The sequence below is a fragment of the Stutzerimonas stutzeri genome, from assembly GCF_051028275.1.
In the GTDB taxonomy this organism is placed as follows: Bacteria; Pseudomonadota; Gammaproteobacteria; order Pseudomonadales; family Pseudomonadaceae; genus Stutzerimonas; species Stutzerimonas stutzeri_AS.
Genome location: NZ_CP069269.1, coordinates 2,840,455 through 2,856,126, shown reverse-complemented (window position 1 = coordinate 2,856,126; position 15,672 = coordinate 2,840,455). Strand labels below are relative to the sequence as shown.

The window sequence follows — 15,672 nt, the reverse complement described above, 5'->3', positions numbered from 1 at the left end:
TGGCCATGGCAAGAATTCGCAACAGACGCAAACCCGTCGCCGAGATGAACGTGGTGCCGTACATCGATGTGATGCTGGTGCTGCTGGTCATCTTCATGGTGACAGCGCCGATGCTCAATCAGGGTGTTAAGGTTGACCTGCCGAAGGTGAGCAGTGAAGCGCTGCCTCAAGATAACGATGCCCGCGTGCTGACGATTTCGATCAAGGCCGACAAATCCTACTACTGGAATATTGGCAGTGAGGTCGACACCGATACGGTTCAGGACAAGGCGCTGACGCTCGAAGAAATGACCAGGGCGGTGTCAGCCATCATGAACCAGAACCGCAGCCAGGGTAAGCAGGTCCAAGTGTTTGTGCGTGGCGATAAGGCTGTGGACTATGGTTCGGTAATGGCTGCGATGGGCGGTTTGCAGGAAGCGGGTGTTGGTAACGTCGGCTTGATCACCGAGGCGCCTTGATGCAACAGCCGGATCGTTCGCGCTCTAACAGTCTCTACTGGCCAACCATCCTGGCCGTGGGTCTGCACGTCCTTATATTCGGCATGTTGTTTGTCAGCTTCGCCATGACGCCCGAGCTGCCTCCGTCCAAGCCTATCGTTCAAGCCACGCTGTATCAGCTCAAGTCGCAAAGCCAGGCTAAGGTACAGACCAACCAGAAGATTGCTGGCGAAGCCCAAAAAACCGCTGCGAAGCAGTATGAAGCTGAGCAGCTGGAACAGCGTAAGGTAGAGCAGCAGAAGCAGGCGGCGGCGAAAGCTGCGGAACAAAAAAAGGCGGACGAGGCTCGAAAGGCCGAGGTGGCAAAGGCCGATGCCGCGAAGAAGGCAGCTGAAGCTAAGAAAGCCGAAGAGGCGAAGAAAGCCGAGCAGCAGCGCCAGGCGGAAATTGCCAAAAAGAAAGCGGCTGAGGAAGCGCAGAAGAAAAAAGCGGCCGAGGAAGCAAAGAAGAAAGCAGCGGACGAGGCGGCGAAAAAGAAAGCTGCTGAAGACGCAAAGAAAAAAGCAGCGGCTGAGGCAGCAAAGAAAAAAGCAGCGGAGCAGGCTAAGAAAAAGGCAGCAGCCGAGGCTGCTCGTAAGGCGGCAGAGGATAAGAAAGCCCAGGCACTCGCCGAACTGCTCTCCGACGATACCGAGCGGCAGCAGGCCTTGGCCGACACTGTAGGTGATCAGACTTCGGGCAATTTCGATGACCTTATTCGGATGCGTGCTGCGGAAAACTGGGCTCGTCCGCCATCGGCGCGAAATAACATGTCGGTTACGCTACGAGTGAACATGCTGCCGGACGGCACTGTTACCGCCGCGACTGTTACTCGCTCCAGTGGGGATGCACCGTTCGACAGTTCAGCTGTGGCAGCGGTTAAAAATATTGGGCGGCTGACCGAAATGCAGGGGCTCTCTGCTGCGGAATTTCAGCCGTATCGCTCGTTTACGATGACATTCACGCCTGAGGATCTAGCGTTGTGATCAACTACCTTCGAGGTTTCATCGTCCTTCTCCTGCTTGTGCTGGGCACTGCCGTGGCCCAGGAGAAGAACATCGTCGTTACTAGCGGTGCCGACCGCGCTATCCCTATCGCGGTGGTTCCGTTCGGCTGGCAGGGCGGTACCGTACTGCCAGAAGACATGGCTGAGATTATCGGCAATGACATGCGCAATTCTGGAATCTTTCAGCCTATTCCAAAGCAGAACATGATCAGCCTGCCCACCCGCGGCAGTGAAATCATCTTCCGTGACTGGAAAGCGCTGGGCGCTCAGTACGTCATGGTTGGCAACATCGTGCCGTCGGCCGGCAAGTTGCAGATCAATTACGAGGTGTACAACGTAACTACTGAGCAACAGGTTCTGACTGGCACCGTCGGTGGTTCTCAGGAGCAGCTGCGTGACATGGCGCATTACGCATCCGATCAGGCGTTCGAGAAGCTGACGGGTATCAAGGGTGCGTTTTCGACTCGGCTCTTGTACGTCACGGTAGAGCGTCTTGGTGGAGCGAATACGCGGTATACCCTGCAGCGCTCCGATTACGACGGTGCTCGAGCGGTGACCTTGTTGCAATCGCGTGAGCCTATCCTTTCCCCTCGCTACTCTCCCGACGGCCGCCGTATCGCTTACGTGTCGTTCGAGCAGAAGCGTCCGCGGATCTTCATTCAGCACATCGATACCGGTCGCCGGGAACAGATCACCAACTTCGAAGGGCTCAACGGAGCACCAGCGTTCTCACCGGATGGCAATCGCCTGGCATTCGTACTGTCGAAGGATGGCAATCCCGAAATCTACGTGATGGATCTAGGTTCGCGTCAGCTTCAGCGACTGACGAACCACTATGCCATCGACACGGAGCCATTCTGGGGTGCTGATGGGCGGACCATCTACTTTACTTCAGACCGCGCGGGCAAGCCTCAGATATACAAGCAGACGCTCGGCAGCAACAACGCCGAGCGCGTCACCTTTGTCGGTAACTACAACGCCAATCCGAAACTTTCTGCAGATGAGAAGACGCTCGTCATGATTCATCGGCAAGAGGGTTATACGAATTTCAAGGTGGCGGCTCAGGACCTGGAGCGCGGTAATCTTCGTATTCTTTCCGATACGAGTTTAGATGAGTCGCCCACTGTTGCGCCTAATGGCACCATGCTAATCTACGCGACCCGCCAGCAGGGCCGGGGAGTCTTGATGCTCGTATCAATCAATGGTCGAGTTAGGCTCCCGCTTCCTACTGCTCAAGGCGAAGTCCGTGAGCCATCGTGGTCCCCTTACCTGAACTGATGCGGTATCAACGCTACACACCAACCAAAAACACACCTGGGGTTGTTACACATGGAAATGCTGAAATTCGGTAAGTTCGCTGCGCTAGCTCTGGCTATGGCCGTAGCTGTTGGTTGTTCGTCCAAGGGCGGCGATGACTCTGGCGAAGGCTCGACTGCCGTTGATCCCAACGCTGGTTACGGTGCTGACACTGGCGCCGTTGATGGCAGCATGAGCGAAGAGGCTGCTCTGCGCGCTATTACCACTTTCTACTTCGAATACGACAGCTCGGATCTGAAGCCGGAAGCCATGCGCGCGCTGGACGTTCATGCCAAGGATCTGAAGTCCGCAGGCAACCGTGTTGTTCTGGAAGGCCACACCGACGAGCGTGGTACCCGTGAGTACAACATGGCTCTGGGTGAGCGTCGTTCCAAGGCAGTTCAGCGTTACCTGGTTCTGCAGGGCGTTTCGCCTGCTCAGCTCGAACTGGTCTCCTACGGTGAAGAGCGTCCGGTCGCCATGGGCAACGACGAGCAGTCCTGGGCCCAGAACCGCCGCGTTGAGCTGCGTAAGTAATAAGCTATGTCCAAGCACCGTTATGCTCTGACGCTTCTTACGCTTGGTCTGCCGTTGTTTGCGGCAGCTCAGGTTCCCGTTGTGGAATATGACTCGCAGACCCAAAGTGGTTCGGCTGAGTCAGGTTACGCTACAGGGTCGGATACTGGCGGTGCCTATGTCGGAGGCGGAGCATCAGCTCCGTCTTCGGCGCAGGGCATGCTCTTCGTGCAATTGCAGCAAATGCAGGAAGAGATCGCGCAACTGCGCGGCATGCTTGAGGTACAACAAAATGAGATCCAGCGCCTCAAACAAGAAGGTTTGGAGCGATACCAAGATCTCGATCGTCGCCTGTCGGACGCCTCATCGGCCGGATCGACGAGTCAGAATTCTTCATCCGCTGGCGCCATCGATGCCAGCGGGCCGGTGCAGGCCCCGGCCGGTGCCTCCGCGCCACAACCCAGTCAATCGGCTGATCCTGAAAGGGAAAAGCTCTATTACGATGCTGCTTTTGACCTTATCAAGGCTAAAGACTTCGATAAGGCCAGCCAGGCCTTTGCTGCTTTCCTGCGAAAGTACCCGAGCAGTCCTTATGCGGGTAACGCCCAATACTGGCTTGGCGAAGTCAATCTCGCCAAGGGTGATCTGCAGAGCGCTGGGCAGGCGTTCGCCAAGGTGAGCCAGGCATACCCGCAGCACAACAAGGTGCCCGATTCGCTGTACAAGCTCGCCGATGTCGAGCTGCGCTTGGGTAACCGCGACAAGGCCAACGGGATTCTTCGTCAGGTAATTTCCGACTACCCGAACAGCTCTGCTGCTCAGTTGGCACAGCGTCAACTCAATCGCTAAATCGTTGCTTCGGAACTGTTGAGCCGGCTCTGATCCCTTTCGAATGGCTAGAGTCTGGTTGCGACAGGCTGGCTGCAGCTTGATTGCGCTTTCGCTGTGATCGTCATGCTCGGCTAGTTGTTCTCCGCCTTCTCAAGGCGGTGTGTGCCAGGCCCGCTTCGCTTCAAGCCTGTTGTTGGATTGCAGTGCTATCAACGGGACACCCATTCTGCACCAGCGAGACGCAACGGTTGCTATTTGGCTGGGCGCAAGCCTGCTATGCCAGCCGGCATCTGTTTACGGTCGGTCTACTATCTGATAAGCCGAAAAGGCGCAGCTCATTTCCCTGACAGGTTTCCGTGATGTCTGATAAGAAAGCAGTGATTCTTCTCTCCGGTGGGCTCGATTCGGCCACCGTGGCCGCAATGGCCAAGGCCGAAGGCTACGCCTGTTACACGATGAGTTTCGACTATGGTCAGCGCCACCGCGCTGAGCTGCAGGCAGCCGCGCAAGTGGCTCGACAGCTGGGCGTGGTCCAGCACAAAGTCATCGGAATGAGCCTCGATGGAATCGGCGGCTCTGCTCTGACTGATGCCAGTATTGCGGTGCCGGAAGAGCAGGGCGAGGGGATACCTGTTACATACGTACCGGCGCGCAACACGCTGTTTCTTTCCTTGGCTCTGGGGTGGGCTGAGGTGATTGGTGCGAGGGATATCTTCATTGGCGTCAACGCGGTCGACTACTCGGGCTATCCTGATTGCCGTCCAGCCTTTATCGAGGCCTTCGAACAACTGGCCAATCTAGCCACCAAGGCTGGAGTGGAGGGCAAAGCGTTCTCCATACGCGCGCCACTGCAGAATTTGAGCAAGGCAGAGATAGTCGATGCAGGCGTGCGGCTGGGCGTCGACTACGGATTGACCGTTTCCTGTTATCAGGCGGATGAAGATGGCCGAGCATGTGGCAAGTGCGACAGCTGCCGTCTGCGCTCGGCTGGATTCAAAGAAGCCGGCGTTCCCGATCCTACCCGCTACGCATGACAAAAAAACTTGAATTAATCAATCAAATCAGTATCATGCGCTCCGCATTGGGTCGTTAGCTCAGTTGGTAGAGCAGTTGGCTTTTAACCAATTGGTCGTAGGTTCGAATCCTACACGACCCACCATATCCCCCTAGGGGAACAGAAAGCCGGAGGCCATTGAGTCGTCCGGCTTTTTCATATCCGCAGTTTATAAAGCTATAAGAATGAGGGCGCTGCACAACTGACAGGTCGAATCCTCTACGACCTTGGTATGTGACCCGAGCGTGTTCAAACGTACTAGACTGCTACTTTCCGATTTCCAGTGGTTCGAGGCTCAAATGTATTCTGATCGCATCCGCTTGTCCTCCCTGCATAGCAAGGTCATGAGCGCCGACGAGGCCGCTACTCATGTCCTTGATGGTATGACTGTTGGCATGAGTGGTTTCACCCGCGCTGGTGAAGCCAAGGCTGTTCCCCTGGCGCTGGTCAAGCGCGCCAAGGAAAGTCCGCTGAAAATCAGCCTGATCACCGGCGCTAGCCTCGGCAATGATCTGGACGGGCTGATGGCGGAAGCCGGTCTGCTGGCTCGCCGTATGCCGTTCCAGGCTGATGCATCGTTGCGCAAGGCGATCAACCAGGGCGATGTGATGTTCATCGACCAGCACCTGTCGCATACCGTCGAGCAAATGCGTAACCACCAGATCAAGAAGCCTGATCTGGCGATCATCGAGGCCGTTGCGATCACCGAGCAAGGCCATATCGTGCCGACCACCTCCGTGGGTAACTCCGCCAACCTGGCGCTTTTCGCGGACAAGGTGATCATCGAACTGAACATGGCGCACAATCCCAACCTGGAAGGTCTGCATGACATCTATATTCCAGGTGAGCGTCCGAACCGTCAGCCGATCCCCTTGCTGAAAGTTGACGACCGTATTGGCGTCGGAGCCATTCCGATTGATCCGGCTCGAATTGCCGCAATCGTCATCACCGATCAGCCAGATTCCTATTCTACGGTCACACCGCCGGATGATGAGACCCAGGCCATCGCCAACCACCTGATCCACTTCTTCAAGAAGGAAGTAGATGCAGGCCGCCTGAGCAACAGTCTCGGCCCGCTGCAAGCCGGTATCGGTAACATCGCCAACGCCGTTATGTGCGGCCTGATCGACTCACCATTCGAAAACCTGGTGATGTACTCCGAAGTGCTGCAGGACTCCACGTTCGATCTGATCGACGCCGGCAAGATGGTCTTTGCTTCCGGTTGCTCCATTACCCTGTCCGAGCGCTGCAATAACCGCGTATTCGGTAACCTGGAAAAGTACAAGGACAAGCTGGTTCTTCGTCCGCAGGAAATCTCCAACCATCCGGAGCTGGTGCGCCGTATCGGCATCATCGGCATCAACACTGCGCTGGAGTTCGACATCTATGGCAACGTCAACTCAACGCATGTTGGCGGCACCAAGATGATGAACGGCATTGGCGGCTCGGGTGACTTTGCCCGTAACGCACACATGGCTATCTTTGTCACCAAATCCATTGCCAAGGGTGGCAGCATTTCCAGCGTCGTGCCAATGGTCGCGCATGTCGATCATACCGAGCATGACGTGAGCATCCTGGTCACCGAGCAGGGATTGGCTGACCTCCGCGGTCTGGCGCCACGCGAACGTGCCCGCGCCATCATCGACAACTGCGTGCACCCGTCGTACCGCGATGCGCTGAATGCCTACTTCGACGCAGCCTGCAAAAAAGGTGGTCAGACTCCGCACCTGCTGCACGAAGCAATGGATTGGCACACCAATCTTGAAGAGCGCGGCCACATGCTCAAAGGCAAGTGATCCATGGCCCGCCGACGCAAGTCGGCGGGCTTTTTGTTTGACGCTGGTTTTTTATTGTTCCGTCATCGGCTTTCACTTTTCTGAAAGCTTCGGCTAGTATTCCGCCCCCTTGGAAACGGCAGGGGTGAAATGCTCGGTCCTTCCTCGCTTCACCTCTCCGTTCGCTACGTCCGTAATCCCCGCCTCGATGGCTACAGTCGGCGACCCGTGCTCCGCCGTGCATGCAGGAACAAGCGAACATGACGCAGATACCCGAACGCATCCTTGTACAGGCGCATCTGGCGGCGAAGCAGCCTACGCCGCTTACGCCCGATCAGGAGGCTCAGCTGCGTAGCGACATCGCCGCTGAGTTGAAAAGGCAGAATGCAGTTCTGGTTGCGCATTACTACACCGACCCGGTGATCCAGGCGTTGGCCGAAGAAACCGGCGGTTGTGTCTCGGATTCACTGGAGATGGCCCGCTTCGGCAATGAGCATCCCGCGCAGACCGTAGTCGTTGCCGGCGTCAAGTTCATGGGCGAAACCGCAAAAATCCTGAACCCGGAAAAGCGGGTCCTCATGCCGACGCTCGATGCGACCTGCTCGTTGGATCTGGGTTGCCCTGTGGATGAGTTTTCCGCGTTTTGCGATCAGCATCCAGAGCGCACCGTTGTGGTCTATGCCAATACGTCGGCTGCGGTAAAGGCGCGTGCTGACTGGGTCGTCACGTCCAGTTGTGCGCTGGAAATCGTCGAAAGCCTGATGGATAACGGCGAGAAGATCATCTGGGCTCCGGATAAGCATCTCGGTAGCTATGTGCAGCGCGAGACGGGCGCCGACATGTTGCTGTGGGACGGTGCCTGCATCGTTCATGAGGAGTTCAAGGCGAAACAGCTCGAGGATATGAAGGCGCTGTATCCCGACGCCGCTGTGCTGGTCCATCCAGAATCGCCGGAGTCCGTGATCGAACTGGCCGACGCGGTAGGTTCCACCAGTCAGCTGATCAAGGCTGCGCAGGCGATGCCGAACCCGACGTTTATCGTAGCCACCGACCGCGGCATCTTCTACAAAATGCAGCAGCTATGTCCGGACAAGCAATTGGTCGAAGCGCCAACCGCGGGAAGCGGTGCTGCATGCCGCAGTTGTGCCCATTGCCCCTGGATGGCCATGAACACCCTGGAGCGAACGCTGGAGTGTCTGCGTTTGGGCGGTAACGAGATTCTCGTGGATCCGGCGTTAGTGCCTCGAGCGGTCAAGCCGCTCAAGCGGATGTTGGATTTTACCCAGGCAGCCCGGATCAGGCAGGCAGGAAACGCTTGATCCGCTGATAACGCAGGCGATCCGCCTGCGTTATGGGGTTTCCTTTCTCTGTCAATGTCAGCGCAACATTTCCTCGACCATCCGTTTCTCTTCGATCAGCTGTTTCTGCCTGGCATCGATCCGGGCGGCCGTCTGGAAGTTGTCAGAGCGGCGCTTGGCGAAATCGAGCTGTTCGATCGCCTGATCGTAATCGCCTACCAGCGCAAAATATTCGGCTCGACCTTGATGGAGCCCGATGATATTGCCGGTCAGCCCGCGTATCTCGGAGACCTGATACCAGATGTCTGGGTCCTTTGAGCGTGCCTGGACGAGCTCGTCCAGCTCACGCTCGGCCTCCTGAAGCTTGTTTTCTTTTATCAACAGATCGATGTGAGCCTGTCGTACCGGATAGCTGCCCGGGTAGAGCCGGAGCAGTTGATCAGTGCGCTCGCGTGCTGCAGTGAGTCGATTAGCAGTGATATCCAGTTCGATCTGTGCGAGGTTGTAGATCGCATTGTCGGGATCTTCGGCCAGTAACGGCTTGAGTTCGTTGGCGGCTTCATCGAGCTGGCCGCTCTTGATATGTGCCAGCGCCAGGCCATAGCGCGCCGCGTCCAGTTCTGGATCATCTGAGAGCATTGCGCGGAAGCGCTTGGCGCTGAGCCCTGGAGTACTCTCGAACTTCAGGTCTACGCGGGCACGCATCAGCTGATAGCGCAGGCTGTCTTCAACGCCCGTTTTTGAGTACTGCTCAGCCCGGTTCTTGGTATCAGCTATGCGCGATTCGGTAACCGGGTGGGTGAGAAGAAACTCTGGTGGCTTCTGGTCGTAGCGATACTGACGCATCAGACGGCCAAACATTTCCGGCATGGCGCGGGGATCGTAGCCGGCTCGCTCCAGGTTGACGATGCCGATTCGGTCGGCTTCTTGTTCATTTTGCCGGGAGAACCTGCGCTGAGATTGAATCGCAGCCGCCTGGGTGGAAACAATCGCCGCAATACCGGCATCGCCTGCACCTGCAGCGGCAGCGACTACGCCTGCCAGCATCGCTGCCATGAGCGGCAGCTGCATGCGTTTCTGAGCCTCCAGCCCTCGGGCGAAATGGCGTTGTGACAAATGCGCAAGTTCGTGCGCCAATACAGACGCGTACTCGGCCTCGGTCTGGGCATGCAGAAAAAGCCCGCCGTTGACGCCAATAATGCCGCCAGGAGCGGCAAATGCGTTCAGCTGGGGGCTATCGAGCAGTACGAACTCCAGGCGCCGATCCTGCAGCTGGCTGGTTTCGGCCAGGCGGTAGACGCTGCGCTCCAGGTAATCCTTGAGTAGCGGATCGGAAAGTTGTGGAACCTGTCCGCGTAGGAGGCTCAGCCAGGCCCGGCCCAGCTGGTGCTCCTGCTCAGGGGATACGATACCGGAACTGGAATCGCCTAGTGACGGAAGATCGTTGGCTATCGCCGGCTGCCCTATCAGGCAGGCGAGTGTCAGCAGGGTAGGGCGCAGCAATTTCATCCAGACTGGCTCTTGAATGCAGGAGCGCTACTGTAGCCTTGTGCTTGGGTAGCTGGCCAGAGTTGGGCGCTCCTCGGTATCCTGCAACCCTTTTTAGGAGATGAACATGATTCCACAGGATGCCCCTGGCATGGCCTGCGACGCTGAAGTGGATGCGGTCGGGCTGGCCTGTCCAATGCCGTTGCTCAAGGCCAAATTGGAACTCAATCGCTTGGCCAGCGGCCAGGTGCTTAAAGTGACCGCAACCGACCCGGGCTCGCAACGTGATTTTCGTAGTTTCGCAAACCTGGCCGGCCACGCACTGCTGCATGAAGAATCAGACGCCGGCCTTTATCAGTACTGGCTGCGCAAGGCCTGAGGGCCGCTAAGGAAAGCATATGCTTAACGTGTTGCGGGGCTGGATTCATCGCTATTTCTCAGACGAGGAAGCGCTGGTCCTCGGTGTGCTGTTGGTCGTCGCTTTTGCGACCGTGCTGACGCTGGGCCATATGCTGGCACCGGTGATTGCCGGTATGGTTCTGGCGTTTCTGATGCAGGGGCTTGTCGGTGCGCTTGAGCGGATAAAGCTGCCGCATCTCCTGGCTGTCTGGCTTGTATTTCTGATGTTTGTTGGCTTGCTGACGATCTGCATCCTCTTTCTGGCGCCTTTGATGTGGCAGCAGGTACTAACGCTGTTCAATGAATTACCGAGAATGCTGGTGGAATGGCAGGCATTGCTGCTGCTATTGCCCGAGCGATATCCGCAGCTGCTCACCGAAGAGCAGGTGCTTCGTGGGATCGACTTCATTCGGGGCGAAATAGGTCGCTATGGGCAGATCGTGCTGACCTCATCCCTGTCGAGCTTACCGCTGTTGCTGAGCTTGATGATCTACCTGATTCTAGTGCCCATCCTGGTCTTCTTCTTTCTCAAGGATCGCCAGCAGATCAGTGATTGGCTGGTTGGCTATCTGCCGCGGGAGCGGGGCCTGATCACGCAGGTGGCCCAGGAGATGAACATGCAGATCGCCAACTACATTCGCGGCAAGGCGATCGAGATCCTGATCTGTGGTGTGGTTTCGTATGCAGTCTTTGCTGCACTTGGGCTCAACTATGCGGCACTTCTGGCGATGCTGGTCGGCGTATCAGTGGTTGTGCCTTACATCGGCGCCACCGTCGTTACGATCCCGGTGGCACTGATTGGATTGTTCCAGTGGGGATTGAGCGACCAGTTTATCTATCTGATGGTGGCATACTTGATCATCCAGGCGCTGGACGGCAACGTTCTGGTGCCGCTGCTGTTCTCCGAGGCTGTGAATCTGCACCCGGTTGCGATCATCGTTTCAGTGCTGCTTTTTGGCGGGCTCTGGGGGTTCTGGGGGGTGTTCTTTGCTATCCCCCTGGCAACGCTGTTCAAGGCGGTGCTCTATGCTTGGCCGCGTCGCTCAGCTACCGTTCCGGTTGTAGAACACGCCGGATAGCCAATAAAAAGGCCGGCATATGCCGGCCTCTGCTATTCCGCTTGAATTACTGCCTGTGCAGATCTTGGGCCGCTTGCAGTACGGCATCCACATGCCCTGGCACTTTTACGCCTCGCCACTCCTGACGAAGCACCCCCTCTGCGTCGATCAGGAAGGTGCTGCGGTCGATGCCCAGGTATTCCTTGCCATACAGTTTCTTCAGTTTGATCACATCGAACAACTGGCAGAGTTGCTCGTCTTTATCGCAGATAAGCTCGAAAGGGAAACCCTGCTTGGCTTTGAAGTTCTCGTGCGTCTTCAGGCTGTCCCGTGATATTCCGAAGATCAGCGTATTGGCCGCCGCGAACGCTTCATGCTGGTCACGAAATCCTTGGCCCTGTGTCGTGCAGCCTGGCGTGTTGTCCTTGGGATAGAAATACAGAACGACCTGCTTGCCCTTAAGCGTTTCGGGGCTCACGTGCATGTCGCTGGTGGCCAGGGCCTGAAAAGGCGGTACGGGCTGATCGATTTTGATGGGCATCAATTGATTCCTTATCAGGGGTTCTGCGGGCGCCAGGGTTCGATCAATGCGTCCAGATTCAGGGCATCGGCGAAATCCAGAAACTGGTCGCGGAGCCAGCTGATCTGTGTGCCTGCGGGCAGCGTGACGGTGAGCGTCGCGTTAAGCATGGTGCCGCCGGTCTGCGGCGCCTGATATGTATCGCAGGAGAGGGCTTCGAGTTCAACGCGATGGTCAATGAAAAATTGGCACAGCTCGTTGAGAATGTCTGGGCGGTAAACCGAGCTCACATAGGCCACATAAGGCAAGGCTTGTGGTCGGGTTTCCAACGCTTCGCTGCGCACTACGTTAGTGGTGAATTCATGCTTCTTCGCCAGGCCGGGAAGCGCGGTTTCCATACGTGCCAGGGCATCCCAGCTGCCGCTGACTTCCAGCACAAGGGCGCAGCACTCACCATGCCGTGTGAGGCGTGTGGTCACGATGGCGCAGCGATTCTCGTTACTGGCTCGGCAGAGCACATTGGTGAGCTCCATTGGGCTACGGCCCATGGCGCTGATGACGAGAAACTGTTCGCGTGGTACTGGGGGGGTGGACATGCAGCGTTCCTGGCGGTGATGGTTCGGGCGGCCAGCCAAGCCGAAAACGGCTAAGGGTAACGAAAACCAGGGTTCGATGGAATGTATGGATGGCTTCGAGCCTTGGCCCGCTTCACAGTGCGCGCCGGTAATCTCGCTGTAAGGAAGCCCGCTCGCGCACTCGCAAAGCGCAATGGAGCCTTGTACCATTACGCCTCTCTTTTTCCGGCAGGAGTGGTTGCATGATTGCGGGCAGTATGGTGGCGCTGGTCACTCCCATGGACGCGCAAGGCGGTCTGGACTGGGACGGCCTGAGCAAAGTGGTGGATTTCCATCTGCAGGAAGGCACCAACGCAATCGTTGCGGTCGGTACCACTGGCGAGTCGGCAACACTCGAAGTCCCAGAACACATCGAAGTGATCCGGCGGGTTGTGGATCAGGTGAATGGTCGCATCCCGGTGATCGCCGGTACTGGCGCCAACTCAACGCGCGAAGCGGTCGAGCTGACCGAGAATGCTAAGGCCGCTGGCGCAGATGCCTGCCTGCTTGTCACGCCGTACTACAACAAGCCGACTCAGGAAGGCATGTACCTGCACTTCCGCCACATTGCCGAAGCGGTAGCGATTCCGCAGATTCTTTACAACGTGCCCGGGCGGACCGCGTGCGACATGTTGCCAGAGACTGTAGAGCGCCTTTCCAAGGTCCCGAACATTGTCGGTATCAAGGAAGCCACCGGAGACCTCAAGCGCGGGCAGGAAGTGCTGGATCGGGTCGCCAAAGAGTTTCTCGTCTACTCTGGCGACGACGCAACCGCAGTTGAGCTGATGCTTATGGGCGGCAAGGGCAACATTTCGGTTACTGCGAACGTCGCGCCTCGTGCAATGAGCGAACTCTGTGCCGCTGCCATCGCAGGCGATGCTGAAAAAGCCCGCGCAATCAATGCGCTGCTGATGCCGTTGCACCAGAAGCTGTTCCTTGAAGCCAATCCCATACCGGTCAAGTGGGCGCTGCACGAAATGGGCTTGATGTCGGAAGGCATCAGACTTCCGCTGACCTGGCTCAGCCAGCAATACCAGGAGCCGCTGCGCGAGGCAATGCGTCAGTCCGGCGTAATCGCCTGAAACGAACATTCTGGTGTACGGGTTTATTAATGAAGGAACACGCATGAAGCGACTGGCCGGACTCTCGACCCTAGCCCTGATCATCTCTGGAACCAGTGGTTGTGGCTGGTTGTGGGGCGAAGATGGGTATTTCCGCGACCGTGGCAGCGATTATCTGCAGGCTCGCCAGGTCACGCCGATGCAGGTTCCAGCCGATGTGGAACTGCGCCCGATCGAGCCGCTGCTGCCAATTCCGCAGCAGGTTGCTGACAGCCGTTCTACCGGCGACTATGAGGTGCCACGCCCGCAACGTCTCGTGGTTGCCGAAGAAGCCAGCGAGTTCAGTCTGCAGACTTCTGAAGACGCACGCTGGTTGGTCGCCATGCGTCCAGCTACCCAGGTCTGGGCCGCGGTACGGCAGTTCTTCACCGAGCAGGGTTTCCAAATCGCAGAAGAGCGCCCGCAAACCGGCGAATTCGTTACCGCATGGCAAACCCGCGATCAGCTGGCACCCGCTTTGGTTCGTGACCTGGGACTGGGCAATAGAGAAGTGCGCGTCCGAGTGCGTATTGAGCCCGGCGTACAGCGGGACACCAGTGAAATCTATGTGCTCAGCTTGCAACGACCCGCTGGCAGCGCTGCCGACGTCGCCTGGCCAGAGTCGAGCGTAAATGCTGAACTCGATCGGGTTCTGCTCGATGAACTTCAGGTTGGCCTGACCAGAGGGGCAGAGCAGGGCGGTTCGGCTTCGCTACTGGCCGAGCGCGAATACGATGCGCCTAGCCGTGTCACGCTCACCGAAGCCGGTAGCGGCAACCCGATGCTGCAGCTCGATACCGACTTCAACCGCGCATGGTCAAGTGTAGGCCGAGCGCTACAGGCAAGCGATATTTTGGTTGAAGACCTTGACCGCAGTCTGGGCGTTTACTACGTCAATCTGGCCGAAGGCGCAGCCAATCCTGAAGACAAGCCAGGCTTCTTTTCTCGTCTGTTTGGCGGTACGCCAGACCGTGACGAGCTCGACGCGCGTGCCGAGCGGTATCAGCTTCGTGTAACCGATGCTGGTACCAACGTTCAGGTCACGGTCGACAAAGACCTCGATACCGTCGCGCCTGCCGATGTTGCGCGTCGCGTGCTGAACATGCTCAAAGACAATCTGAACTGATTCGGCGAAACATTCGGGTGCCAACCTGCTCAGGCGAAACCAATGGTTTCGCCTGTTTCGTTTCAACGAAGACCGTGCCATAGCGAGCCGAACCGCGCTTGCCGCTGCGATAAACATGAGAACTCCCATGACCACTGCAAACGCTTTAAGCCTGAAGAAGCTTTATTCCGGCAAGGTCCGCGACCTGTATGAAATCGACGACACTCGCATGTTGATGGTAGCGACCGACCGGCTTTCGGCGTTCGACGTGATTCTGGCCGAACCGATTCCAGACAAGGGCAAGATCCTCACCGCCATCTCTAACTTCTGGTTCAACAAGCTCGGCGGTCTGGTGCCAAACCACTTCACCGGCGACAAGGTCGAAGACGTTGTGAGTGCTCAGGAGCTGCCACTTGTCGAGGGGCGGGCGGTAGTCGCCAAGCGCCTCAAGCCGGTTGCGGTCGAGGCGATCGTACGTGGGTATATCGTCGGTTCGGGCTGGAAGGAATATCAGAAGAGCGGGACTGTCTGTGGCATCCAGCTACCAGCGGGCTTGAAAGAAGCCGCCAAGCTGCCGCAGCCGATCTTTACGCCTTCGACCAAAGCCGCTGTTGGAGATCACGACGAGAACATCTCCTTTGAGCAGTGCGAGGCGATCATCGGTAACGAGCTGGCGGCTAAGGTCCGTGATACGTCGATTGCGCTCTATAGTGCAGCCGTTGAGTACGCGGCGACCCGCGGCATCATCATTGCCGATACAAAGTTCGAGTTCGGCCTTGATGAAAATGGCACCCTGACTCTGATGGACGAGGTGCTTACGCCCGATTCAAGTCGATTCTGGCCTGCCGACAGTTACGCCGAAGGCAGCAATCCGCCGAGTTTTGATAAGCAATTCGTACGTGACTGGCTCGAATCCACCGGTTGGAACAAGGAGCCGCCGGCTCCGCCTGTCCCGGCCGAGGTCGCTCAGAAGACCGCCGACAAGTATCGCGAAGCGCTGACGCGTTTGACGGCTTAACCGTTCGTTACTGATCGGGGGCGATCTGCGCCGCATGCCGCCCTGACGGACGCAACGCTCTGAATAAATAGAAAAAAGCAGCGCCGTGGGGGTTCGACAATCGTTTCTGAGCTGCTAT

The 15,672-nt window shown here is 57.4% G+C and carries 16 protein-coding genes and 1 tRNA gene; 14 read left to right on the top strand and 3 right to left on the bottom strand.

Features of this window, described 5'->3' with window-relative positions:
* Window positions 1-5 precede the first annotated feature (5 nt).
* The 9 genes from tolR to nadA all read left to right on the top strand — a co-directional run bounded on the left by tolR (window position 6) and on the right by nadA (window position 8,273).
* A complete protein-coding gene (gene tolR / locus JQR87_RS13115) occupies window positions 6-458 on the top strand; it encodes a protein TolR (RefSeq protein WP_407296458.1) in 453 nt (150 codons plus the stop codon).
* Window positions 458-1,462, top strand: coding sequence for a cell envelope integrity protein TolA (gene tolA / locus JQR87_RS13110; protein WP_407296461.1), 1,005 nt, complete (start codon window positions 458-460; stop codon window positions 1,460-1,462). Before tolR ends, tolA begins: the two co-directional genes overlap by 1 nt.
* Window positions 1,459-2,760, top strand: a complete 1,302-nt coding sequence (gene tolB / locus JQR87_RS13105; RefSeq protein WP_407296464.1) for a Tol-Pal system beta propeller repeat protein TolB — start codon at window positions 1,459-1,461, stop codon at window positions 2,758-2,760. The genes tolA and tolB overlap by 4 nt, the downstream gene beginning before the upstream one ends.
* 51 nt (window positions 2,761-2,811) lie before the next feature.
* On the top strand, window positions 2,812-3,315 hold the full coding sequence (gene pal, locus JQR87_RS13100; RefSeq protein WP_407296467.1) for a peptidoglycan-associated lipoprotein Pal: 504 nt from the start codon (window positions 2,812-2,814) through the stop codon (window positions 3,313-3,315).
* A 6-nt stretch (window positions 3,316-3,321) separates the two neighbouring features.
* Window positions 3,322-4,143 carry a tol-pal system protein YbgF gene (ybgF, locus tag JQR87_RS13095; RefSeq protein ID WP_407296468.1) on the top strand — a complete coding sequence of 274 codons (822 nt, stop codon included), beginning with the start codon at window positions 3,322-3,324 and terminating at the stop codon, window positions 4,141-4,143.
* Window positions 4,144-4,484: 341 nt separating this feature from the next.
* On the top strand, window positions 4,485-5,159 hold the full coding sequence (gene queC / locus JQR87_RS13090) for a 7-cyano-7-deazaguanine synthase QueC (RefSeq protein ID WP_407296471.1): 675 nt from the start codon (window positions 4,485-4,487) through the stop codon (window positions 5,157-5,159).
* 49 nt (window positions 5,160-5,208) lie between these two features.
* Window positions 5,209-5,284: transfer RNA gene (locus tag JQR87_RS13085), tRNA-Lys, on the top strand.
* Between the two features lie 194 nt (window positions 5,285-5,478).
* On the top strand, window positions 5,479-6,975 hold the full coding sequence (locus JQR87_RS13080) for an acetyl-CoA hydrolase/transferase family protein (RefSeq protein WP_407296473.1): 1,497 nt from the start codon (window positions 5,479-5,481) through the stop codon (window positions 6,973-6,975).
* A gap of 239 nt (window positions 6,976-7,214) precedes the next feature.
* Window positions 7,215-8,273 carry a quinolinate synthase NadA gene (nadA, locus tag JQR87_RS13075; protein ID WP_407296475.1) on the top strand — a complete coding sequence of 353 codons (1,059 nt, stop codon included), beginning with the start codon at window positions 7,215-7,217 and terminating at the stop codon, window positions 8,271-8,273.
* A 57-nt stretch (window positions 8,274-8,330) separates the two neighbouring features.
* Here the strand turns inward: nadA and JQR87_RS13070 are convergent, their stop codons facing one another.
* Window positions 8,331-9,761, bottom strand: a complete 1,431-nt coding sequence (locus tag JQR87_RS13070; RefSeq protein ID WP_407296477.1) for a M48 family metalloprotease — start codon at window positions 9,759-9,761, stop codon at window positions 8,331-8,333.
* Between the two features lie 106 nt (window positions 9,762-9,867).
* Between JQR87_RS13070 and JQR87_RS13065 the strand changes: the two genes are divergently transcribed.
* Complete coding sequence (locus JQR87_RS13065) at window positions 9,868-10,119, top strand: sulfurtransferase TusA family protein (protein WP_407296478.1); 252 nt, start codon at window positions 9,868-9,870, stop codon at window positions 10,117-10,119.
* A gap of 19 nt (window positions 10,120-10,138) precedes the next feature.
* Window positions 10,139-11,218, top strand: coding sequence for an AI-2E family transporter (locus JQR87_RS13060; protein ID WP_407296480.1), 1,080 nt, complete (start codon window positions 10,139-10,141; stop codon window positions 11,216-11,218).
* A 46-nt stretch (window positions 11,219-11,264) separates the two neighbouring features.
* Here the strand turns inward: JQR87_RS13060 and JQR87_RS13055 are convergent, their stop codons facing one another.
* Together JQR87_RS13055 and JQR87_RS13050 are read right to left on the bottom strand one after the other, a co-directional pair.
* Window positions 11,265-11,738, bottom strand: a complete 474-nt coding sequence (locus JQR87_RS13055) for a peroxiredoxin (RefSeq protein WP_407296483.1) — start codon at window positions 11,736-11,738, stop codon at window positions 11,265-11,267.
* A gap of 14 nt (window positions 11,739-11,752) precedes the next feature.
* Window positions 11,753-12,313: a glycine cleavage system protein R gene (locus JQR87_RS13050; RefSeq protein ID WP_407296486.1), complete on the bottom strand. Its 561-nt coding sequence runs from the start codon at window positions 12,311-12,313 to the stop codon at window positions 11,753-11,755.
* A 221-nt stretch (window positions 12,314-12,534) separates the two neighbouring features.
* On the opposite strand from JQR87_RS13050, the gene dapA reads away from it, so the two are divergent.
* The 3 genes from dapA to JQR87_RS13035 all read left to right on the top strand — a co-directional run bounded on the left by dapA (window position 12,535) and on the right by JQR87_RS13035 (window position 15,554).
* Complete coding sequence (gene dapA / locus JQR87_RS13045; RefSeq protein ID WP_407296489.1) at window positions 12,535-13,413, top strand: 4-hydroxy-tetrahydrodipicolinate synthase; 879 nt, start codon at window positions 12,535-12,537, stop codon at window positions 13,411-13,413.
* A 43-nt stretch (window positions 13,414-13,456) separates the two neighbouring features.
* Window positions 13,457-14,557 carry an outer membrane protein assembly factor BamC gene (bamC, locus tag JQR87_RS13040; RefSeq protein WP_407296490.1) on the top strand — a complete coding sequence of 367 codons (1,101 nt, stop codon included), beginning with the start codon at window positions 13,457-13,459 and terminating at the stop codon, window positions 14,555-14,557.
* Window positions 14,558-14,684: 127 nt separating this feature from the next.
* Entirely contained in the window at window positions 14,685-15,554 is an 870-nt protein-coding gene (locus JQR87_RS13035) for a phosphoribosylaminoimidazolesuccinocarboxamide synthase (protein WP_407296493.1), read from the top strand.
* The last annotated feature ends 118 nt before the right edge of the window (window positions 15,555-15,672 follow it).